Genomic DNA, 20,659 nt, shown 5'->3' with positions numbered 1-20,659 from the left:
AATTCGCTGTTAAGCGGTTTCAAATGTTTGTTAATGACTTGTTAAGTGGTGTTTTTAATTTAAAATTTGATTAATATTACATTTTCTTAAAGCAAATTTTCTTGAAAATAAACAAACTCAACAGTATTATAATTCTGGGACTGATAGCCATCGTAGGCATATTAGTCGCACAATTGCTGTGGACAAAAGAAGCTTTTACTTTAGAACAAAAAAAATTAAGTCAAAAAACACATATCGCTTTACTTGAAGTTGCCAAAAAACTGTACGAAGGCACCAATCACGAATTGCCAGCACAAAATCCTGTGCAGAAAATTGCCAATGATTACTACATCGTAAACATTGATAACGATTTTGAACCTGATATTCTGGAGTTTTATTTGAAAACTGAATTCAAAAAAATGAATATCACCACAGATTTTGAATATGCCATGTACAATTGTCAAAGTGATGAAATGATTTACGGAAATTACATTTCCTTATCTGAAAAAGGAAAAGCAAAGCAATCTGTTTATTTTCCGAAACATAAAAATCTGGTTTATTATTTTGCTGTCCGCTTTCCCAATGAAACCAGTTATTTATTTAGTTCGATGCGTTTTTGGTTTGTACTTTCCATAGTTCTGATTTTTATTTTACTCATTTATGTTTATTCGATTTTTACTCTTTTGCAACAAAAAAAGTATTCCGAATTGCAGCGGGATTTCATCAATAATATGACGCATGAGTTCAAAACACCCTTGTCTTCTATTTTAATTGCGTCAAAATATTTAAGCGAGCAGAATTTAATTAAAGAGGATAAAAAACTCCACACTTATACCAATATTATTGTCAATCAGGGTCATAAGCTAAATAGTCATATTGAAAAAATCCTAAACATTGCCAAATCTGATTATACCACAATAGAATTAAAAAAAGACTACATTTCAATTAATCTTCTGATTGAGGAAACAATTGAAAATATTGCATTGAAATATCCTGAGGCTAAAATTGAAATCATAACCTTAGAAGATTATAAAATTGAAACAGATGCTTTCCATTTTACCAATCTGATTTATAATTTACTGGATAATGCCGTAAAATATTGTGATGTCAACCCAGAAATAACAATTACAATAAAGGTCGAAAATTCTATTTTAAAATTGGAATTTACCGATAACGGAATTGGAATCTCTCCGAAAAATATCTCTTTTATTTTTGACAAATTCTATCGTATTCAAAACGAAAAGAGTAATGAAGTCAATGGTTTCGGACTCGGCTTGTATTATGTGAAAAAGATTTGCGAACTGCAAAACTGGAAAATTTCAGCTAAAAATAACTTAGACAAAGGCACCACAATAACCTTGTCAATTCCTTATAAAAATGATAAAAAGTAAAATTCTTTATACCGAAGATGATGAAACTTTGGCATTTTTAACCAAAGATAATCTGGAGCAAAATAATTATGAAGTAATTCACTGTTCTGATGGGAAATCAGGATTAGATCTTTTTAAAAACGAAGATTTTGACATTTGTATTCTCGACATCATGATGCCAAAAATGGATGGTTTTGAACTTGCTACTGAAATCAGAAAAACCAATACCGATATCCCGATTATTTTTCTTTCGGCTAAAACCTTAAAAGAAGATCGTTTAAAAGGATTGCGTTTGGGTGCCGATGATTATTTGGTGAAACCTTTTAGTATAGAAGAATTACTTTTGAAGATTGAAATTTTCCTTAAGCGTTCTCAAAAAAATACGGTAACACAAAAAACAATTTACGAAGTTGGAAAGTATCAATTCGATACTCAAAACTTCTTTCTCTTTAATCAAAATGAAAAAATTGGCCTCACGCAACGTGAAGCTGAACTTTTAAAATTATTTCTGGATAATAAAAACTCCGTTTTAAAAAGAGAACAAATCTTAACATCACTTTGGGGAACTGATGATTATTTTATGGGTCGTAGTCTTGATGTTTTTATTTCCAGACTACGTAAAATTCTGGTCAACGAAAAAGGAATTTCAATTGAAAATTTACACGGAATTGGTTTTAGGTTTGCAATTGTAGAATCATAAAACTAATAATCCAAATTCACGCAAAGTATTGATTGGTTTAGAATACCAGAACAATTCAAAATCATCTAAACTGATTTCAAAATCATTTTTCACTTCCTGAAAAGTATAGTTTTTTGCATTTGAAATAGTGATTTTTTTTAAAATTTCGATAAGCCATTCGCCTTCATTTTTATTGGTCTGAATATTGAAACTTTCTTTTTTGTCATGAAAAGTAAAAGCCATCATTTCCCAGGTTTGTCCTTTTTTGGATTTTGTAAAATATTCAACTGAAGGTTTCCTTCCTAACCAAACTATTTTTGCATTTGGTTTCGTATTGAAATCATTACCTTCTTCAAGTGCATTAAAAATAAAATCAGGATGGATTTTCGTTTTCGGAATTTTAAAGTCAAACCAATCCTGCAGTTCGTAATCAAAACAGATTCCGTGCATGAAATTAAAAAGCGACTTCTTTAATCCGAAACTGAATTTATCGTGATCGATTCCGGTCGAATCCGTATAATCGATGTCGTTATTAGCAAAAGTTCCACTATTTTCAGTCACTTTTTTTACACCAAATTTCTCCGGATACAAACCAACCGGACTGTGAGCTGTCATTGCAAACTGATGCCAAAAACCCGATTGTAAAACACCCGCTTCAAATAATTGACGCACCATTTCGAGGCTGTCTACCGTTTCCTGATTGGTCTGTGTTGGATATCCGTACATCAAATACGCATGAACCATGATGCCGGCTTCGGTGAAATTGCTGGTTACTTTTGCCACTTGCTCTACCGTTACTCCTTTGTCAATTAATTTCAATAATCGGTCAGAAGCTACTTCCAATCCTCCTGAAACCGCAATACAGCCGGAAGCTTTTAAAAGCAAACATAAATCTTTCGAAAAGCTTTTCTCAAAACGAATATTGGTCCACCATGTAACGGCCAATTTTCGACGTAAAATTTCTAATGCCAAAGCTCGCATCAAGGCAGGAGGCGCTGCTTCATCAACAAAATGAAATCCATTCTGACCCGTTTGCAGCATCATATCTTCCATTCGGTCGCACAGTAAATTGGCAGCTACAGGTTCGTAAACCTTTATATAGTCTAATGAAATATCGCAAAAAGTACATTTTCCCCAATAACAGCCATGTGCCATTGTGAGTTTATTCCAGCGTCCATCGCTCCACATTCGATGCATCGGATTTACTATTTCTATAACCGAAATATATTTATCCAAAGGCAAATCAGAGTAATCAGGCGTTCCAACAAATGCTTGTTTATAATCGTGTTTTAAAGAATTGTTTTTATAAACAACTTCTCCATTTTCTAATAAAAATGTTCTTTTGTAAGAATTGTAATCTGGATTTTCAATATTGGCAATTAACTCCTCGATTGGCACTTCGCCATCGTCTAAAGTGATAAAATCAAAGAACTCAAAAACACGTGTATCAGAAAGAGAACGTAATTCGGTATTTGGGAAACCGCCACCCATAGAAATTTTTATTTCGGGATGATTTTTTTTGACCCATTGCGCACATCGAAAAGCACTGTACAAGTTTCCCGGAAAAGGAACAGAAATTAAAAAGAATGTCGGTTCTACTGCTTCAATTTTAGCTTTTAAAAGTGAAATTAAAATTGCATCAATATAAGTTGGCTGCTGCTGTAAAGCCTCATACAATTCGTCAAAAGAATTCGCACTTCGTCCTAAACGTTCTGCATAACGGCTAAAGCCAAAATTCTCGTCGACACATTCTACAATAAAATCTGAAATATCTTCAAGATATAAGGTTGCTAAATGTTTCGCTTTGTCCTGTGTTCCCATTGTTCCAAAAGCCCAGTCGAGTTCTTCTAACTGAGCAAAACGAGAAGCTTCGGGCAGGAAATCTTCCTGACAGATTTGTAAGGCCAAAGTTGGATTTTTTCCCTGCAGAAACTGAATGACAGCATCTATAGTTTTGATGTATTCGTCCTGCAAAGCAAAAATTCTTTTACAGTTGTCAGTTGTTGGTTGTTTGTTGCCAGATTGAAATAAATCCTGCAAACCTTTCTTCGAAAACAACTCCAAAATCACATCAATACCCAAATCTGCCTGAACCGATTCGATGTTTTTGGTATTCAGAAAACCTTTTATATACGCTGTTGCCGGATACGGGGTATTCAGTTGGGTAAAGGGCGGTGTGATTACAAAAAGTTTTGTTTTCAAGGTGACATTATTTTCTGCAAAAATACGGGATATTTATTTTCTTTTCAGGAAAAGATTTATTGTCTTTCTATTGCAATTTTGAAACAAAAAAGGATGCCGTAATGACATCCGTTCTTTTTTACTTGTTCTTCTTTTTCTTCCTGGTCTGCTTCTCTTTTTTAGAATCACCATTGCATTTTTTGTTCAGTCTTTTTTCAGTTTCTTCTATAGTGTAATCATACGAAGTATTAATCGTTGAAAGTTTTACTTTTTTTATGACCTTCAAAGCTTTCTTAAACTCTTGCTGACTTTCTAAAAGCAGTACTTTCTTCAAAAGAATTTCTGTTTTATTGATTCCTTTAATGGTCAATGCAAAATCAATAAGTTTTGTTGCTTCCTCATAATCTTCATTTAAAATTAGCGTATGAATATAAAAAGGATACACTTCTAAAGCATAAATATTAATTGAAAGCGCCTTTTGAAAATACTCTTTAGCTTCTTCATATTTTAATAACTGATCTGAAAAAACCTGGCCATATAAACATAATGCCATGGTATTTTTATGATCATAAGACAAGGCATAATCCAATGATTCGATGGTTTCTTCCAGCGAATAAGGATAACTGTCTAATGCCTGAAAAAGATATTTATCTACTGTTTTCATAACTTATTTTGTTTGGGACTCAAAGCCAGGAATTATTCATTGTCGAAATAATCTTCCCGTTTTAATCTTTGCCGTTCCTGTTTGTAATTTTTTACTTGTTTTTGCTTTTTAAAATCTGAACCCTGAAAAACCCGAATCGGATTGCCTCTTTGAATCTGCAGTTGATTCATCCATTGTGACTGAAATTCGGCTTTGAATTGTTTAACGGTTTCATCCTTAAATTTTTGCAATAATCTTTCGGCAGCCAGCTTTTTATTCTGATGCTGGGAACGTGAATCCATAGCAACTACACTAATTCCGGTAGGAAGATGAGTCGCCCTGACTGCCGAACTGACTTTGTTTACATGCTGACCTCCCGCTCCGGAACTGCGCATCGCCTGATACTGAATATCCTTTTCTGCGATTTCGGTCCTTGTCGTTTTATCAACTTCAAAAATGCCGATAAACCAGTTTTTACGTTTATGAAATTTTCTAAACTGACTCTGCCCAATCCACTGAATTGTACCGACCCAGGAGTTGACAAATTCGTTTAAATCATTACTCTCCAATAAAATGGTAGCCGTTTCTACGGTTCCATTTTCGATTCCTTTTTCACGCTGAAGCAAAGTCGTTTTTATATTTTTAGCATTTGCTTCTTCCAGAAAAATTTTCAGCACCTGAGCCACAACCCAGCTGCATTCTGCCGGGCCGCGACCTGATGTTATTTGAATTATTTTTTCCATAATTATCTGTCCATTCTAACGATTTTTGGTGTAAATGTGCCTAAAACATCCACCAGCTCCGTTTGGTTTGCCATTACTTTATTAATGTCTTTATACGCCATTGGTGCTTCATCTATATTACCGCCAATCAAAGTCACTTCGTTTGCTTTCAGGACTTTTTTGATCTCGCTTTGAGTGAAGGATTCTTTGCATTTTCTACGAGAGAACAATCTGCCGGCACCATGCGAAGCGGAGTTTAAGCTTTCTGCATTTCCTTTGCCTTGCACAATAAATCCGGGAGCCGTCATCGAACCCGGAATGATACCCAATTCGCCTTCATTTGCAGGAGTTGCTCCCTTTCGATGTACAATTGCTTCCTTGCCGTTCACCATTTCTTTCCAGGCAAAATTGTGGTGATTTTCGATTGTTACTACTACCCTTTTGCCAATGGCTTTTGCGATACGACGATGAATATCATCATGACAGGCTTTTGCATAATCACCGGCTAAGTTCATAGCCAGCCAGTATTCCTGACCATCGTGTGTATTGAGATCCAGCCAGGCCAGATGCTGTACATTTTTAGGCAACGGACATTGTTTGGTGGCGAGATACGTATAATGTTTTGCAATATTGGCACCAAAGCCTCGTGAACCGCTATGGGAAAGGACTGCAAAATAGTCGCCCACACCAATTTTCCATTCGTTAAGCGGATTCGTGATTTTTGCAATTCCGAATTCTACAAAGTGATTGCCTCCACCAGAGGTTCCCAATTGTTTGTATGCTTTTCCTAAAAGATTTTTTAAAAGCGGAATGTCCTGAAACTCACTTCGGCTGAACAATTCATGATCAGCTTTTATGGTGTGTGTTTCATACATTCCAAACTTGGTATTGTCTTTTAAAATAGCTTCCAGCTGATGGTCTTTTCCTTTAAAAAAAGAAGCCGGAATATCAAAAATTGACAAACTCATTCGGCAACCGATATCTACCCCAACGCCATACGGAATTACAGCATTTTCTGTTGCCAAAACCCCTCCGATTGGTAAACCATAACCTGAGTGCGCATCGGGCATCAAAGCACCGGCAATCGAAATTGGTAATTTTAAGGCATCATACAATTGATACTTCGCCTGTTCATCAATTTCATTTTCTCCGAATATCGAGAAAGGCGCTCGTGTATTATTAAGCTGATGCATTCTCACCTGTACCGGATTTACTAGTCCTTCAGCCACTTTTCCCCATGTTCCGTGTCCCGTAAATTTTTCCGGTGTCAGCAAAACTTCTTTGGCTTCGGTTAATATACTTTCTTTTTTTTCTCGTTTTCTGTATCGGTTTATCTGCCCTAAAGCAATATTGATACTATTATTTTTTGGAAAGCCTATTTTAATCAGGTCTTTTCCGGATAATTTATTTCCCATTTTATTTTTAATATTGATATTCTATCCAAAATCAATATTGCCTGATTTTTTGTCCCCAAAAATGAAATACAAAACATCCTAAATCAGTAAAGAAATAAGAATATCGAGTAAAGCATATTGCAGATTTACAGCAATAAGATTTTGATAAACATTTTATCTGAAAAAGATAAATTTAGTTCGGGTATCGGGAATTTTTGAAGTGTCTAGAATAAAAAAAGCCCGAAAGTTAGTTTCCTTCGGGCTTGTTCATATCTTTAAAATTGATTTGCTATGATTGAGAAAAGCCACGAAGACACATGCCAACAGAATCTGATTCTGATGCGATGTTTTGAGAGGTAAGGTTTAATACAAACATTGTCTTCGTTATTAATAGTTAATTATTATTTTCTGATGCAAATTTTGTGAAATATTTTTTTAATAAACAAATTAAATCATAAAATTTTCTTAAAATAATTTTTAATTTATTTAATATCAACTACTTAATGTGTAAAATAATAATGGTTATCTGAAAGTTATTGGTACTTAAAACCTGAACTGGTTTAGTTAAAGCTAAAGTAATGTGTTATGATTTTTTTGATAGTAACAAAAAAACGAAATTTTCCCATTTAGCCCCGATTGAAGTGGAAATCCTTTTGTGCCGGGGTTCGGCATAAAAGATTGCAACGGAAAGCGGGACGATGTTTACTGAAAACCTAATTTTTTCTGCTTCTAAATCAATCAATAAAAAGAGGCAACGAATATTTCCACTGCCTCCATAAAATTACTTGTTGATATCAAAACTGATGTACTTTCTTAGAAATTACTATAAAGGAAACCAAAGAAATTATAGCAGCACCAGTCAGATAAAAACCAACATAACTTAGACCATACGTACTGGCCAGGTAAATTGCAATCATAGGTGCAAATGCAGCACCTAAAATTCCTGCCAAATTAAATGTTAAGGAAGCTCCCGAATAGCGAACAGTCGTTGGAAACAACTCCGATAAAAAAGTTCCAAGCGGTCCATAGGTAAATCCCATCAAAGACATTCCGATACAAATAAAAGCGGTTACTAAAAACGGACTTCCGGAATTAAGGAATAACGAAAAGAAAAATCCAAAAAAAGCAATAGCTATTGTAGTAAAAATTAATATTTTCCGACGGCCAATTTTATCGGCCACCAATGCTGAAATAGGAATAAAAGCTGCAAAAAACAATACCGAAAATAATTGAATCAATAAAGCATCCCGTTTTACATAACCTAAATCTGAAGTAACCCAGCTCAAAGTAAACACAGTCATTAAATAGAATACTAAAAAGGTCGTAACAGCACCTAATGTGCCAAAAATCAATTGATTTTTATAGGATTTAACCAAAGTTAAAAACGGAACTTTTACTTCTTCGTGCGCCTTTTTAGAATTTTCAAACGATGGTGTTTCTGTGATTTTTGTTCGGATATAAAACCCAACTATTACTAAAAGTGAACTGGCAATGAACGGAATTCGCCATCCATAATTCATAAAATCTTCATTGCTCATTGAATCGGTCAACAACAAAAAAGTCCCTCCTGAAAGCAACAATCCAATTGGAGCACCCAATTGCGGAAACATGCCATACCAGGCACGTTTATGTGGAGGTGCATTTTCTATTGCAAGCAAAACAGCTCCTCCCCATTCACCTCCCAGTCCAACTCCTTGCCCAAATCTACATAACATTAACAATAACGGTGCAGCAACACCAATACTGGCAAAACCTGGCAAAAATCCAATAGCAACAGTAGAAATACCCATAGTCAGCAAAGCAGCAACCAAGGTAAATTTACGCCCGATTTTATCTCCATAATGCCCAAAAAAAGCGGAACCCAATGGACGTGATAAAAAAGCAATCGAAAAAGTAGCTAACGACTCTAAGGTCGCCATAGTAGCATCGGAACCCGGAAAAAACAATTGTGGAAAAACCAACACGGCTGCATTGGCATAAATATAAAAGTCAAAAAATTCGATTGTGGTACCAATTAAAGATCCAAAAAGAACATGCTTTAAGGAGTTTTTTTTACTAGGGTTGTTTTTCATATTAATGTGATATAACTTTTTTTATCTGCAAAAATAGAATTTCATTACTTATAATTTAGTTTTAGATTAATTAGTTTCACAACACTATTGTTTTTTAACAAATTTAGTACGTTTTTAATGTTACGCAACTTTTTAAAACTAAAAACCTGATTACAAAGTTTTTAAAACTAAAATTAAAAATCAAATCATAAGCAATCGTTAAAACCGCTTTTAACTATATATTTTCATTAAATTTACAGCTGTCAAAAATAAATCTAAAAATTATGCCAACCGACTGTATCAGCTACCAAAACTCAGGATATTTCTCTAAATTGATACACGATTATTTAGATCAAAAAATCGAATTACAGTCACTATACAATTATTTTCCAACCTCAGAAAATTTCGAAAAACAAATCATTGAAAAACAAACTAATTTCGATAATAACATCCGAATCCCATTGGTTGAAACTTTAAAAAAACAATACCAGAACATCGAAATTTCTGATTCAACCAAACAAAACATTACCCTTTTAGCACTTCAAAATACGTTTACCATTACAACCGGACATCAATTAAACTTGTTTACCGGTCCTTTGTATTTTTTATATAAAATTATTTCCACCATTAATCTGACCAAAGAATTAAAATTAAAATATCCAGCCTGCAATTTTGTTCCAATTTACTGGATGGCGACTGAAGATCATGATTTTGAGGAAATTAATTATTTTAATTTTAAAGGAAAAAAATTCAGATGGAACAAGGAAAGTACCGGTCCGGTTGGAAGACTCTCAACAGAAGGTTTAGCGGAATTCTTTGAAATTTATTCTAAAGAATTAGGATTAAGTACAAATGCGGACTTCATAAGAAAACTATTTCAAGAAGCTTATTTAAAACATGAAAAGCTGGCTGATGCAACTCGTTTTTTAGCAAACAGCTTATTTGCTGATTATGGCTTGGTCATTTTAGATGCAGACGACACGGATTTAAAACGTGCTTTTATTCCATACATTAAAGAAGAATTAGAACTTCAAACTTCTTTTAAAACTGTTGAAAAAACAATTGAACAACTCAAAAATTACACCGTTCAGGTAAATCCGCGTGAAATCAATTTGTTTTATATAGAAGACAATCTGCGTGAGAGAATCATTTTTGAAAAGGATAAATACTTCGTAAACAACAGCAGGATTTCATTTACAAAAGAAGAAATTCTGAAATTATTGGAAAATAATCCTGAAAAATTCAGCCCAAACGTGATTATGCGACCGCTTTATCAGGAAGTTATTTTGCCTAACCTATGCTATATTGGCGGAGGAGGAGAAATTGCGTACTGGTTGGAATTAAAAGCATTATTTGATGCTGTAAATGTTACTTTTCCAATGCTTTTAGTTCGAAATTCTGTACTTTTAAACACTGAAAAGCAAGCAAAAAAAGCGGATAAACTAGGTTTAAGCTGGGCTGATTTATTTACAAAACCGGATGATTTAGTGAATACAATTACACATAAACTATCGGCTTTTCCAATTGATTTAACGCCACAAAAGGAAACATTAGAAAAACAATTTGAATACCTTTACGAACTGGCTCAGCAAACCGACAAATCATTTAGCGGCGCAGTAAAAGCACAGGAAGTTAAACAGAAAAAAGGATTGGATAACCTTGAAAAAAGATTATTAAAAGCCCAAAAACGAAAATTGGATAATGAACTGCAGCGTGTTACCGATTTACAGTCCGAATTATTTCCGAATAAAAGTCTGCAGGAACGTCAGTCAAATTTTTCAGAATTTTATTTAGAAAAAGGCGAACAATTAATTCCGCTTTTGATCCAAAAATTAAAACCATTAGAAACTAATTTTAATATTATCACGATATAAAACAAAAACAATAAAGTAATAGTCTTCAGAAATAAATAACCACTCGCTTCTGAAATTATTGCTTCTCAAACCAAATAGAAAATTTAAAAACTAACCTATTTACAAAAAACTAATGGTAAGAGAACGTTTAATTTCGCTTGATGTCTTTCGTGGACTCACTATTTTATTAATGACAGTTGTAAACAACCCGGGAGACTGGGGAAATGTTTACTCACCTTTACTACATGCCGATTGGCACGGCTGTACGCCAACTGATCTGGTTTTTCCTTTCTTTATTTTCATTATGGGAGTTGCTGTACCATTAGCAATGCCTCAGAAATTGTATGACAGTACTACTTTTAATAAAATTTTAGTTCGTTCTTTACGAATGCTGTGTTTGGGGATTTTCTTCAATTTTTTTGGAAAAATTCAATTGTTTGGACTTGAAGGAATTCCACTTTTAATTGGACGTTTAGCTATTACCATAGTAGTTGGATATGCATTAATGGGGAGTTTCAGCCCAAAAGTCAAAAATATTCTGGCTCTTTCAATTCTTTTTAGCTATCTCTTTTTAGCTTACAGTGGTATCCAAGCCTATCACGATGTAAGACTTCCGGGAGTTTTACAACGAATTGCTGTTGTATATTTTGTCGTTTCCCTTTTATATTTAAAGACTCCTCAAAAAACGCAGATCGTTACAGGAGTGGTACTTTTATTAGGATATTGGGGATTAATGACACTAATTCCTGTTCCGGGAATTGGAGCTCCCAATTTGGAAAAAGGGACAAATCTGGCATCGTGGCTGGATAGTATTTTGCTGAAAGGACATATGTACTCAGCAACCAAAACCTGGGATCCGGAAGGGATTCTAAGCACTATTCCATCAATTGTAAACGGTATCATTGGTTTATTAGTCGGTCAAATATTACTTAGGGAAATAGCTAAAAATCAAAAAGCCATGAAAATGACAATAATTGGTGTCGCACTAATTGTAGCAGGTTTATTTTTGAATATAATTTTCCCGATCAATAAATCACTTTGGACAAGCAGTTATGTTTTGTATACCACAGGATTAGCCACTACATTTTTATCAATCTTATATTATGTCATTGATATTGCTGATTATAAAAAAGGTTTCAAACCCTTTTTAATTTGGGGAATAAACCCGATGATTGTCTTTTTTACTTCACAAATTATTCCGCAGGCATTAGTGATGATTCAGTTTAAAAACCCGCATAATACTGAGCAGCAAATCAATCTTTTAGACTATTTGTACAGTTTTGGAATTGCACCTTTTTTTAACAATCCAAAGGCTGCTTCTCTAGCCGGAGCTTTGGTATATGTTGCCATTTGGACATTTATTTTATGGATATTCTACAAAAACAAATTAATATTCAAGGTCTAAGAAATAGTATACCATTAATGTAGAGAAGACGCACAGCAGTGCGTCTTTTTTTTTGCATTTTGTTAGTTGCACTGCAGCGCATCTCTACAATTTGCATGAACTTACACCACTCATACGTTTAAAAAAAAGATTTTCTTATTTAAAACATCATTCTACCATGTTTTAATTATGAATTTATTAAAATCAATTCATGAAAAAGTTCTATTTTTGCATCAAATTTAAAAAAACACAAAAATGGCTACAAATAGAACTTTTACAATGATTAAGCCGGATGCAGTTGCAAACGGACACATCGGGAACATCTTGGCAATGATTACAAACGGAGGTTTCAAAATCGTTTCATTAAAATTAACGCAATTAACTGTAGCTGACGCTCAGGCATTTTATGCTGTTCATGCGGCAAGACCTTTCTACGGAGAATTAGTTGAATTCATGTCACGCGGACCAATCGTAGCTGCTATTTTAGAAAAAGAAAACGCAGTAGAAGATTTCAGAACTTTAATTGGAGCTACAAATCCAGCTGAGGCTGCTGAAGGAACTATTCGTAAAGCATACGCAACTTCTATTGGAGAAAATGCAGTTCACGGTTCTGACAGCGACGAAAATGCTGCTATAGAAAGCGCATTTCACTTTGCTGGTAGAGAGCAGTTTTAATTTTAGACTTCTTAGATTATTTGATTTTAGACTTACTTAGATTTCTTAAAATCTCATAAAGCAAAACCCACTTCAGCTGAAGTGGGTTTTGCTTTATTTAATTATTTGTGTGTGTTTTTTATCAATCCAAGAATCTAAAATCTAAGTCAGTCTAAAAACATAAGAAGCCTTAACGCAAAACCACATCCTTCACCACTTCCCTCCCCAATTCTTCATTAATCATTTTAACGATTTTAGATTTTCCGTGGCTTAATTCTTCACGTAAAACAGCTGATCCCAGTTCTACATACAGCGTACTTCCTTTCAAAACAACGTTTTTAGTATATGTCTTTACACCATTCCCCATTAAGTTTCCCCAAGCGTCTTTTACATCAATTTGGTCCATGCCGGGCTGCAATTTATTTACCTGAATAATCTGCTGCAAAACAGCCCCAATCGTACTTTGATTATTTAGTCTCTTTGCCATCGTTTAAAATATTTATTGGTCCTGCTTTTATATAATGATATTCCTTATTCTGATTGTTTTTCACCACAAATGTTTCATCCGAAATCGAAATCAATTCCTCGCTCCATTTGGCATAATCGGTTTTATAATCCAGAAAAGTCCCTTTGTCTGTAAATCGAACCGAAACATTTTCAAAGGTATCGGTGGTCAGGAAAGTTCCGTCAAGCTGCGCCATAACCTTCGTTCGCGTTCCTATAGTCCCTTTAATCTGAAAATAATCAAAATTCTCATTCATTCCGTATACCTTGTCCTCTCCTTTATCAAAAACTACTTTTTCAATTTCCCAATAACCATTCAGTTTTGCAATATCAGCAGGTTTAATCTCTTGCTTACAGCTCATAAACAAAAGCGATAAAACCAAAATCATAAAAGTATTTTTCATAATGTACATTTTAATAAGAAGCTGTTTCCTGCTGTCCGCTATATCTTTTATGGCAAACACTGCCACAAAAGGATGCCGCTTCCATCAGGGCTAGGACTCCTGTTTTCAAAAAAAATTAGAGAATACAAAGTTAAGTTTATAAAATTTAAAAGAAGTAAAAATCTGTATCACAGTTTAAACTATTTTACATATTTTTGGTCAAACCCCAAACCAAAAACAGCAGTCATGACCAAAACAATTTGTAAAATCCTGATCCTATTATTTTTTATCAGTTGCAGTGATAATAACACTTCTGACACTGATCCTAATCCAACTCAAGCTATGTATTTCCCTCCCTTAACCGGTAATACTTGGGAAACAACATCAATTTCAGATTTAAAATGGAATCAAAGTGCCGTAAAGCCACTTTTGGATTACTTAGAACTCAAAAATTCTAAATCTTTTATCGTCTTAGTTAATGGCCGAATCGTTTTAGAAAATTATTTCAACGGACATTCCACAAGTACAAATTGGTACTGGGCAAGTGCCGGAAAAACATTAACTTCAACCATGACCGGAATTGCGCAACAAGAAGGCTTACTTAATATAAACAATAAGGTTTCACAATATATAGGCGCAGGATGGACAAGCGAAACTCTGGCGAAAGAAAATCTGATAACCTGCAAGCACTTACTTACCATGACATCAGGTTTAGACGACAGCACAGACGAAGTCGATCCTGCAAGTCTTATCTACAAAGCCGATGCAGGTTCACGCTGGGCATATCACAACATATACGTAAAATTGCAGGATGTTGTTGCAGCTGCAGGCAACCAAACCTGGGGAACTTATTTCAATACCAAATTAAGGGATAAAATTGGCATGAATGGTACTTGGGTTCAGCTTGGCGTAAATAGCGTTTACACCAGTACTACAAGAAGCATGGCACGATTTGGACTTTTAATGCTTAATAAAGGAAAGTGGGAAAACAACACAATTTTAAACGAAACGTATTTTTCTGAAGCAACAACTACATCACAAAACATCAATTTAGGATATGGCTATTTGTGGTGGCTTAACGGTAAAGCAAATTACCATTTACCGCAATCTCAATTCACATTTCCGGGAAGCATTATCCCAACTGCACCAAACGATATGTTTATGGCATTAGGTAAAAATGATCAGAAAATCTATGTAGTTCCAAGCAAAAATATGGTTATTATCAGAATGGGCGAAGCAGCAGACGATGTTAACTTGGCCTTATCTGATTTTGATGAAACCTTATGGAAGAAAATTAGTGCTTTGTATCAATAGTTTTGCTTATTTCTCATAAAAAATCCCAAATTCCAATTTTAATAGTTAGAATTTGGGATTTAAAAATTGAATCTTTTTAGTAAGATCCCATAGTTTTAATTTTATTTTTTAGTACGCATTCTTTTTAACATACCTGCAAAAAAGAATCCTAAACCTAAAATTAATAAAACGTAATAAAAAGAAAGGCTCTTGTCTTTTAGAACATTTGCCAGAACGAAACATACAACGCTTGCAAAATAAAAAGTAACAGGCGTTAGATTTTTTAAAGAAGAAAAACTCATTGAATTATCTAAAAAATTATTTGAAAAAACTGTCTACGAATTCATATTTATTAAAGACTTGCAAGTCTTCAATTCCTTCACCGACACCAATATATTTTACAGGAATCTGAAACTGATCTGAAATACCAATAACCACGCCGCCTTTTGCGGTTCCGTCTAATTTAGTTACAGCAAGAGAAGTTACTTCGGTTGCCGCTGTAAATTGCTTAGCCTGTTCAAAAGCATTCTGACCTGTAGAACCATCCAAAACCAAAAGAACATCGTGAGGGGCATCTGTAACTACTTTTTGCATCACGCGTTTTACTTTGGTCAACTCGTTCATTAAATTAATTTTATTATGAAGACGTCCTGCAGTATCAATAATAACAACATCAGCATTTTGAGCAACAGCTGATTGCAACGTATCAAAAGCAACAGAAGCCGGATCGCTACCCATATTTTGTCTAACGATTGGAACATCAACACGATCAGCCCAAACCTGTAATTGGTCGATTGCTGCGGCTCGAAAAGTATCGGCTGCTCCTAAAACCACTTTGTAACCTGCTTTTTTAAACTGATAAGCCAATTTACCAATAGTAGTTGTTTTACCTACCCCATTAACACCAACAACCATTAGAACATATGGTTTTTTATCCTTCGGAATTTCGAATTCTGTTGCCTCACCAGTATTAGTTTCAGACAATAAAGCACCTATTTCATCACGAAGGATCTGATTTAACTCGTCAGTTCCTAAATATTTATCTTCAGCAACACGCTTTTCAATTCGGGTAATGATTTTCAGGGTAGTATTTACTCCAACATCTGATGCAACCAGAATTTCTTCAAGATTGTCCAAAACATCATCGTCGACTTTAGATTTTCCTGCAACAGCTTTGCTTAACTTTGAGAAAAAAGTAGTTTTAGATTTTTCAAGACTTTTATCTAACGTCTCTTTTTTATCTGTAGAGAATAATTTTTTAAAAAAACTCATTTTTTGTAGGTTATTAGATTTGTAGATCTCCAGATTATTAAACAGTCTGAAATCCTGATCTTTAAAGAAAGTAAAATTGCTTTTAATTAGCCCCGATTATAACGAAAATCCTTTTATTCTGGAGTTCAGAATAAAAGATTGGCGGAAAGCAGGAAACCCTAATTAAAAAAAGCTAATTGTTATGCTCCTTCAAATTTTAAACAAATATAAAAATAAAAAAGCTACTTTCGAGATGAAAGTAGCTTTTCTATATGCTGTGATTGTTACTATTTCTTTTTCAAGAAAGTATCAACTTCTTCAGGAGCCATAATAGATTCTACGAATGTATATGCACCAGTTTTTGGAGATTTTACCATTTTGATGGCTTTTGATAATCTCTTAGAAGCTGTTTGTAACGATGCTACGGTTTTCTTTGCCATGATTCAAATGTTATTGAAATTAATAAAATTTCAAATGTTACCATCTGAGATTTTATCAAACCTCTAATTATTACTTAATTTCTTTGTGAACAGTTACTCTTTTCAAGATTGGATTAAATTTTTTAATCTCTAATCTGTCAGGAGTGTTTTTTTTGTTCTTTGTTGTGATGTATCTTGAAGTCCCTGCAACACCAGTAGTCTTGTGCTCAGTACATTCTAAAATTACCTGGATTCTATTACCTTTCTTTGCCATCTTGCTATATATTTATTTAGGAAAAGATTATTTGATAAATCCTTCTGACTGCGCTTTTTTCAAAACTGCAGAAATTCCATTTTTATTAATTGTTTTTATCGTAGATGCTGCTACTCTAAGAGTAATCCATCTATCTTCTTCTGGAAGATAAAAACGCTTTTTAACTAAGTTTACAGAAAATTTTCTCTTAGTTTTGTTCATAGCGTGAGAAACGTTATTTCCTACCATCGCTCTTTTACCTGTAAGGTCACAAACTCTTGACATTATACTTATCTTTTATCGTTATTCAAAATCAGGGTGCAAAGAAAAGAAAAATAAACCATTGTAGCAAAAAATTAATGCACATTTTTTAAAATTTCTTTCTGCACTATTTCCAAACTCTTAATCACAGCTCTATCTACCACTTTTTCACGTGGTTGACCAAAGTTAAATTCCTCCACAACAACTTCAGTGGGAGTCGCCAAAGCGATAAAAACAGTGCCAATTTCAGCATCTGAATCTCCTTTTGTTGGTCCGGCATTACCGGTTGTAGCAATTGCATAGTCTGTTTTTAGTAGCTGTTTCACATTCAAAGCCATAGCCTTTGCTAGCTGTGCACTAACTACCGAATATTCGTCTACTAAATCTTGTGAGACACCAAGAACATTCACTTTCACATCTGTTGCATACGAAACTACACTGCCTTTAAAATAATGAGATGCTCCTGGCACAGCTGATAAAAGAGAAGCTATTTTCCCTCCTGTAAAACTTTCCGCAGTAGAAATGGTTTTATTTTGTTTTGCCAGTATTTTCCCAACAGCTACTTCGATCGTTTCATCATCATCAAAGCCAACAATAATATCATGAATAATAGCATCTAACGATTTTACGTTTTCCCCGATTGCTGATTCAAGCATCTCTTTATCAGTTCCTCTGGCTGTTAATCGCAAACGTACTCTGCCGGGATTTGGCAAATACGCTAATTTAATAAAATCAGGTAAGTTATTTTCCCAATTTTCGATACGTTCTGCCACTAGACTCTCGCCCTGACCGTACGTTAAGATAGTTTTATGAATAATATAGGGACGCTTGTATTCGCGCATTATTTTAGGAATTATCTCTTCTTCCACTAAATATTTCATTTCATAAGGAACTCCCGGAAGTGAAATAAACACAGTATTTTCTTTCTTCATCCACATTCCCGGTGCTGTACCAACCTGATTATGCAGAATTATACAAGTTGACGGAACAAGAGCCTGATCTTTGTTCATTTGAGTGATTGGCCGTTTAAAATAACCTTCTATCAACTGCGTTACATGTGCCAATACTTCAGGATTAACTACAAGTTCATCATCAAAATATTCGCAAAAAGTTTTCTTAGTAACATCATCTTTTGTCGGACCTAAACCTCCGGTAACAATTACTACATCAACCTTATTCTGCAACTTTGCAAAAGTCTCTAAAATATGCTTTTTATCATCGCTTATAGAAATCATCTCGGTAACTTCGACTCCTATTCTATCAAGTGATTTTGCAATGAATCCTGAATTTGTATCTACAATCTGACCAATTAAAATTTCATCTCCAATTGTTATTATGGTTGCTTTCATGCTAGTAGAATATTTCACTTACAAACAGTAAGTTTTTTATTTAGAAAGTAGTTTTTTGTCGCAGCGATTAGCGTGAGGGGTAGAAACGGCATCCTTTTGTGACAGGAAAAACATATAATTAACCGAAAATTTTCCGGAACAAAAGATATAGTGGATGACCCGACCCTGTTTTTGACCAAATTTAAAAAAGGGCAAAAATTGGGTCACGCCTTAATTAAGATCAAAGTCTTTTTTTATTTCTTTAACAGCATCATTTACCTGCTTTTTGATACTTTTAAAAGTTTCGATGATATCTTTCTTTTTTCCTTCTGCCTTTGTCCAGGCTTCTACTTGTAAAATCTCTTCAAAGGCAACATTTAACCCCATTAAATCAAGAGTAGGCTTTATTTTATGTGCATAAGAATAGGCGTGTTTGTGGTCTTTTTTCTTAATACCTTCTTTTATTTGCTGTAAATCCTCCGGTACTTCAGTAACAAACAGCCTTAGAATTTCATTTACAAACTCCGAATCATTGTCTGAAAGTGCGTATACTTTTGATAAATTGTATTTTAATGCCATTATTTTACTTGTATTCTGAATAATTTTTTACTTTCCAAAAAGCCTTCTAAAACATCATTTGGCTTAACTGCCGCAACTCCTGCCGGTGTTCCGGTAAAAATAATATCTCCTATTTTTAATGTAAAATACTGTGATACATACGAAATGAGCTCGTCTATTTTCCACAACATGAGACTTGTATTGCCTTTTTGAACTGTTTTAGCATTATTTGTCAGCTCAAAAGTAATATTTTCAACGGAACTAAAAAGTGTCTTTGGCAAAAAATCCCCAATAACTGCTGATCCGTCAAATGCTTTTGCTTTTTCCCACGGCAATCCTTTTTCCTTTAGTTTTGTCTGTAAATCCCTAGCTGTAAAATCAATACCTACGCTTATTTCGTCATAATATTTGTGTGCGAATTTTGGTTCAATGTACTTCCCTACCTTGTTAATTTTTACAATAATCTCAATTTCATGATGAATATCTTCTGAAAATTCAGGAATTACAAATGGATGCTGTTTTAATAAAACCGCCGAATCCGGCTTCATAAAAATAACAGGCTCCGTTGGTCTTTCATTTTTTAGTTCCTCAATATGATTGGTGTAATTTCTACCGATACAGATTATTTTCATTCTTTTGGTTGTTGGTTATGAGTTGTTGGCTGCTAATAAAAACATCAATAAACAACGATCAGCTTATTTCGTATTTAGTTTTCTTAATTTAATACCGGTCAGGACTTTTTTGGTATACAAAGGAAAATCGGCATTCTGGATCCAGCTGAAATAACCGGGTTCTGTTTCCAGGATTTTATCTACTTTAGCACCTTTGTGTTTTCCGAAGGCAAAAATTTCTTCGTTATCTTTATCAAAAGCAATCATTCCTGCAAAATCAGCAATTTTTTTACGAGTTGTAAACTCTGACAACACTTTCATATCATTTTCTAATTCCGGATAACGATCTAATTGTGCTTTTAAAATCTCATAAGTTGCCATTGTATCAGCTTCTGCAGAATGTGCATTTTCAAGACTTTTACCACAATAAAATTTCAAAGCAGCACTTAAAGTACGCTCTTCCATTTTATGAAAAATAGTCTGAACATCAACAGAAACCTTGTTTTTCATGTCAAAATCAACACCCGCGCGAAGCAATTCTTCTGCCAATAACGGTATATCAAAACGATCTGAGTTAAAACCTCCCAAATCACTATCTTTAATCATATTATACACCTGTGGTGCCAACTCATTAAATGTTGGCTCATTTGCTACTTTTTCATCTGTAATTCCATGCACCTCGGTTGTCTCTGGTGGAATTGGGATTGTTGGATTCACTAACCAGGTTTTACTTTCTTTATTTCCGTTTGGAAAAACTTTAAATATTGAAATTTCTACGATTCTGTCTTTTCCGATATCAATTCCTGTGGTTTCTAAATCGAAAAAGCAGATTGGTCTGCTGAGTTTGAGTTCCATTTTTTTGTTTTTGAATTTTACAAATGTAATTTT

The 20,659-nt window shown here is 34.2% G+C and carries 21 protein-coding genes; 6 read left to right on the top strand and 15 right to left on the bottom strand.

Features of this window, described 5'->3' with window-relative positions; translation table 11 throughout:
* Positions 1-101: 101 nt before the first annotated feature.
* Positions 102-1,370: a sensor histidine kinase gene (locus ACEN2I_RS00690; protein ID WP_441764195.1), complete on the top strand. Its 1,269-nt coding sequence runs from the start codon at positions 102-104 to the stop codon at positions 1,368-1,370.
* Positions 1,357-2,049, top strand: coding sequence for a response regulator transcription factor (locus ACEN2I_RS00685; protein WP_441764194.1), 693 nt, complete (start codon positions 1,357-1,359; stop codon positions 2,047-2,049). Before ACEN2I_RS00690 ends, ACEN2I_RS00685 begins: the two co-directional genes overlap by 14 nt.
* Here ACEN2I_RS00685 and ACEN2I_RS00680 read toward each other — a convergent pair.
* From ACEN2I_RS00680 to ACEN2I_RS00660, 5 genes are all read right to left on the bottom strand, one after another.
* Positions 2,044-4,230, bottom strand: coding sequence for a B12-binding domain-containing radical SAM protein (locus ACEN2I_RS00680; protein ID WP_441764193.1), 2,187 nt, complete (start codon positions 4,228-4,230; stop codon positions 2,044-2,046). The two genes, ACEN2I_RS00685 and ACEN2I_RS00680, sit on opposite strands and share 6 nt — an antisense overlap.
* Before the next feature lie 118 nt (positions 4,231-4,348).
* Positions 4,349-4,873, bottom strand: a complete 525-nt coding sequence (locus tag ACEN2I_RS00675; RefSeq protein ID WP_441764192.1) for a hypothetical protein — start codon at positions 4,871-4,873, stop codon at positions 4,349-4,351.
* 32 nt (positions 4,874-4,905) lie between these two features.
* Positions 4,906-5,595, bottom strand: a complete 690-nt coding sequence (prfH, locus tag ACEN2I_RS00670) for a peptide chain release factor H (RefSeq protein ID WP_441764191.1) — start codon at positions 5,593-5,595, stop codon at positions 4,906-4,908.
* Positions 5,596-5,597: 2 nt separating this feature from the next.
* Positions 5,598-6,989, bottom strand: a complete 1,392-nt coding sequence (locus ACEN2I_RS00665) for an RtcB family protein (RefSeq protein WP_441764190.1) — start codon at positions 6,987-6,989, stop codon at positions 5,598-5,600.
* A gap of 773 nt (positions 6,990-7,762) precedes the next feature.
* Positions 7,763-9,040 (bottom strand): MFS transporter, encoded by a 1,278-nt coding sequence (locus ACEN2I_RS00660; protein ID WP_441764189.1) that lies wholly within the window; start codon positions 9,038-9,040, stop codon positions 7,763-7,765.
* Positions 9,041-9,303: 263 nt separating this feature from the next.
* On the opposite strand from ACEN2I_RS00660, the gene bshC reads away from it, so the two are divergent.
* The 3 genes from bshC (at position 9,304) to ACEN2I_RS00645 (ending at position 12,931) form a co-directional block, all read left to right on the top strand.
* Positions 9,304-10,893: a bacillithiol biosynthesis cysteine-adding enzyme BshC gene (gene bshC, locus ACEN2I_RS00655; protein ID WP_441764188.1), complete on the top strand. Its 1,590-nt coding sequence runs from the start codon at positions 9,304-9,306 to the stop codon at positions 10,891-10,893.
* A 112-nt stretch (positions 10,894-11,005) separates the two neighbouring features.
* The gene (locus tag ACEN2I_RS00650; RefSeq protein WP_441764187.1) at positions 11,006-12,277 is read left to right on the top strand and encodes an acyltransferase family protein; all 1,272 of its coding nucleotides are present in this window, start codon (positions 11,006-11,008) and stop codon (positions 12,275-12,277) included.
* Positions 12,278-12,511: 234 nt separating this feature from the next.
* Positions 12,512-12,931 carry a nucleoside-diphosphate kinase gene (locus ACEN2I_RS00645; RefSeq protein ID WP_035640013.1) on the top strand — a complete coding sequence of 140 codons (420 nt, stop codon included), beginning with the start codon at positions 12,512-12,514 and terminating at the stop codon, positions 12,929-12,931.
* 169 nt (positions 12,932-13,100) lie between these two features.
* Here the strand turns inward: ACEN2I_RS00645 and ACEN2I_RS00640 are convergent, their stop codons facing one another.
* Both ACEN2I_RS00640 and ACEN2I_RS00635 read right to left on the bottom strand, forming a co-directional pair.
* Positions 13,101-13,397: a DUF721 domain-containing protein gene (locus tag ACEN2I_RS00640; protein ID WP_441764186.1), complete on the bottom strand. Its 297-nt coding sequence runs from the start codon at positions 13,395-13,397 to the stop codon at positions 13,101-13,103.
* Complete coding sequence (locus ACEN2I_RS00635; RefSeq protein WP_441764185.1) at positions 13,378-13,818, bottom strand: hypothetical protein; 441 nt, start codon at positions 13,816-13,818, stop codon at positions 13,378-13,380. Before ACEN2I_RS00635 ends, ACEN2I_RS00640 begins: the two co-directional genes overlap by 20 nt.
* A 225-nt stretch (positions 13,819-14,043) precedes the next feature.
* Here ACEN2I_RS00635 and ACEN2I_RS00630 point away from each other — a divergent pair, with 225 nt between their 5' ends.
* Positions 14,044-15,111, top strand: coding sequence for a serine hydrolase domain-containing protein (locus ACEN2I_RS00630; RefSeq protein ID WP_441764184.1), 1,068 nt, complete (start codon positions 14,044-14,046; stop codon positions 15,109-15,111).
* 297 nt (positions 15,112-15,408) lie between these two features.
* On the opposite strand, the gene ftsY is transcribed toward ACEN2I_RS00630, so the two are convergent.
* The 8 genes from ftsY to ACEN2I_RS00590 all read right to left on the bottom strand — a co-directional run bounded on the left by ftsY (position 15,409) and on the right by ACEN2I_RS00590 (position 20,626).
* The gene (gene ftsY / locus ACEN2I_RS00625) at positions 15,409-16,362 is read right to left on the bottom strand and encodes a signal recognition particle-docking protein FtsY (RefSeq protein ID WP_441764183.1); all 954 of its coding nucleotides are present in this window, start codon (positions 16,360-16,362) and stop codon (positions 15,409-15,411) included.
* Positions 16,363-16,628: 266 nt separating this feature from the next.
* A complete protein-coding gene (locus tag ACEN2I_RS00620) occupies positions 16,629-16,781 on the bottom strand; it encodes a DUF4295 domain-containing protein (protein ID WP_072961632.1) in 153 nt (50 codons plus the stop codon).
* Between the two features lie 70 nt (positions 16,782-16,851).
* Positions 16,852-17,034 (bottom strand): 50S ribosomal protein L33, encoded by a 183-nt coding sequence (rpmG, locus tag ACEN2I_RS00615; protein WP_007805817.1) that lies wholly within the window; start codon positions 17,032-17,034, stop codon positions 16,852-16,854.
* A 27-nt stretch (positions 17,035-17,061) separates the two neighbouring features.
* Positions 17,062-17,298: a 50S ribosomal protein L28 gene (gene rpmB, locus ACEN2I_RS00610; RefSeq protein WP_007805815.1), complete on the bottom strand. Its 237-nt coding sequence runs from the start codon at positions 17,296-17,298 to the stop codon at positions 17,062-17,064.
* A gap of 71 nt (positions 17,299-17,369) precedes the next feature.
* A complete protein-coding gene (locus ACEN2I_RS00605) occupies positions 17,370-18,623 on the bottom strand; it encodes a CinA family nicotinamide mononucleotide deamidase-related protein (RefSeq protein ID WP_441764182.1) in 1,254 nt (417 codons plus the stop codon).
* Between the two features lie 210 nt (positions 18,624-18,833).
* A complete protein-coding gene (locus ACEN2I_RS00600) occupies positions 18,834-19,181 on the bottom strand; it encodes an Hpt domain-containing protein (RefSeq protein ID WP_441764181.1) in 348 nt (115 codons plus the stop codon).
* Entirely contained in the window at positions 19,181-19,792 is a 612-nt protein-coding gene (locus tag ACEN2I_RS00595; RefSeq protein ID WP_441764180.1) for a fumarylacetoacetate hydrolase family protein, read from the bottom strand. Before ACEN2I_RS00595 ends, ACEN2I_RS00600 begins: the two co-directional genes overlap by 1 nt.
* Before the next feature lie 63 nt (positions 19,793-19,855).
* Entirely contained in the window at positions 19,856-20,626 is a 771-nt protein-coding gene (locus tag ACEN2I_RS00590; RefSeq protein WP_441764179.1) for an exonuclease domain-containing protein, read from the bottom strand.
* Between the last annotated feature and the right edge of the window lie 33 nt (positions 20,627-20,659).

The organism is Flavobacterium sp. W22_SRS_FK3, assembly GCF_052113665.1.
In the GTDB taxonomy this organism is placed as follows: domain Bacteria; phylum Bacteroidota; class Bacteroidia; order Flavobacteriales; family Flavobacteriaceae; genus Flavobacterium.
Note: the sequence above shows the minus strand (reverse complement) of the source record. Positions and strands in the feature narration are given on the sequence as shown.

Bases quoted from the DNA above. Each gene is read 5' to 3' on its own strand.
- ACEN2I_RS00635 (WP_441764185.1), bottom strand. From the start codon at position 13,818: ATGAAAAATACTTTTATGATTTTGGTTTTATCGCTTTTGTTTATGAGC.
- ACEN2I_RS00620 (WP_072961632.1), bottom strand. From the start codon at position 16,781: ATGGCAAAGAAAACCGTAGCATCGTTACAAACAGCTTCTAAGAGATTA.
- ACEN2I_RS00590 (WP_441764179.1), bottom strand. From the start codon at position 20,626: ATGGAACTCAAACTCAGCAGACCAATCTGCTTTTTCGATTTAGAAACC.
- ACEN2I_RS00605 (WP_441764182.1), bottom strand. From the start codon at position 18,623: ATGAAAGCAACCATAATAACAATTGGAGATGAAATTTTAATTGGTCAG.
- ftsY (WP_441764183.1), bottom strand. From the start codon at position 16,362: ATGAGTTTTTTTAAAAAATTATTCTCTACAGATAAAAAAGAGACGTTA.
- rpmB (WP_007805815.1), bottom strand. From the start codon at position 17,298: ATGTCAAGAGTTTGTGACCTTACAGGTAAAAGAGCGATGGTAGGAAAT.
- ACEN2I_RS00650 (WP_441764187.1), top strand. From the start codon at position 11,006: ATGGTAAGAGAACGTTTAATTTCGCTTGATGTCTTTCGTGGACTCACT.
- prfH (WP_441764191.1), bottom strand. From the start codon at position 5,595: ATGGAAAAAATAATTCAAATAACATCAGGTCGCGGCCCGGCAGAATGC.
- ACEN2I_RS00645 (WP_035640013.1), top strand. From the start codon at position 12,512: ATGGCTACAAATAGAACTTTTACAATGATTAAGCCGGATGCAGTTGCA.
- ACEN2I_RS00665 (WP_441764190.1), bottom strand. From the start codon at position 6,989: ATGGGAAATAAATTATCCGGAAAAGACCTGATTAAAATAGGCTTTCCA.
- ACEN2I_RS00640 (WP_441764186.1), bottom strand. From the start codon at position 13,397: ATGGCAAAGAGACTAAATAATCAAAGTACGATTGGGGCTGTTTTGCAG.
- ACEN2I_RS00595 (WP_441764180.1), bottom strand. From the start codon at position 19,792: ATGAAAATAATCTGTATCGGTAGAAATTACACCAATCATATTGAGGAA.
- rpmG (WP_007805817.1), bottom strand. From the start codon at position 17,034: ATGGCAAAGAAAGGTAATAGAATCCAGGTAATTTTAGAATGTACTGAG.
- bshC (WP_441764188.1), top strand. From the start codon at position 9,304: ATGCCAACCGACTGTATCAGCTACCAAAACTCAGGATATTTCTCTAAA.
- ACEN2I_RS00660 (WP_441764189.1), bottom strand. From the start codon at position 9,040: ATGAAAAACAACCCTAGTAAAAAAAACTCCTTAAAGCATGTTCTTTTT.
- ACEN2I_RS00630 (WP_441764184.1), top strand. From the start codon at position 14,044: ATGACCAAAACAATTTGTAAAATCCTGATCCTATTATTTTTTATCAGT.
- ACEN2I_RS00675 (WP_441764192.1), bottom strand. From the start codon at position 4,873: ATGAAAACAGTAGATAAATATCTTTTTCAGGCATTAGACAGTTATCCT.
- ACEN2I_RS00685 (WP_441764194.1), top strand. From the start codon at position 1,357: ATGATAAAAAGTAAAATTCTTTATACCGAAGATGATGAAACTTTGGCA.
- ACEN2I_RS00600 (WP_441764181.1), bottom strand. From the start codon at position 19,181: ATGGCATTAAAATACAATTTATCAAAAGTATACGCACTTTCAGACAAT.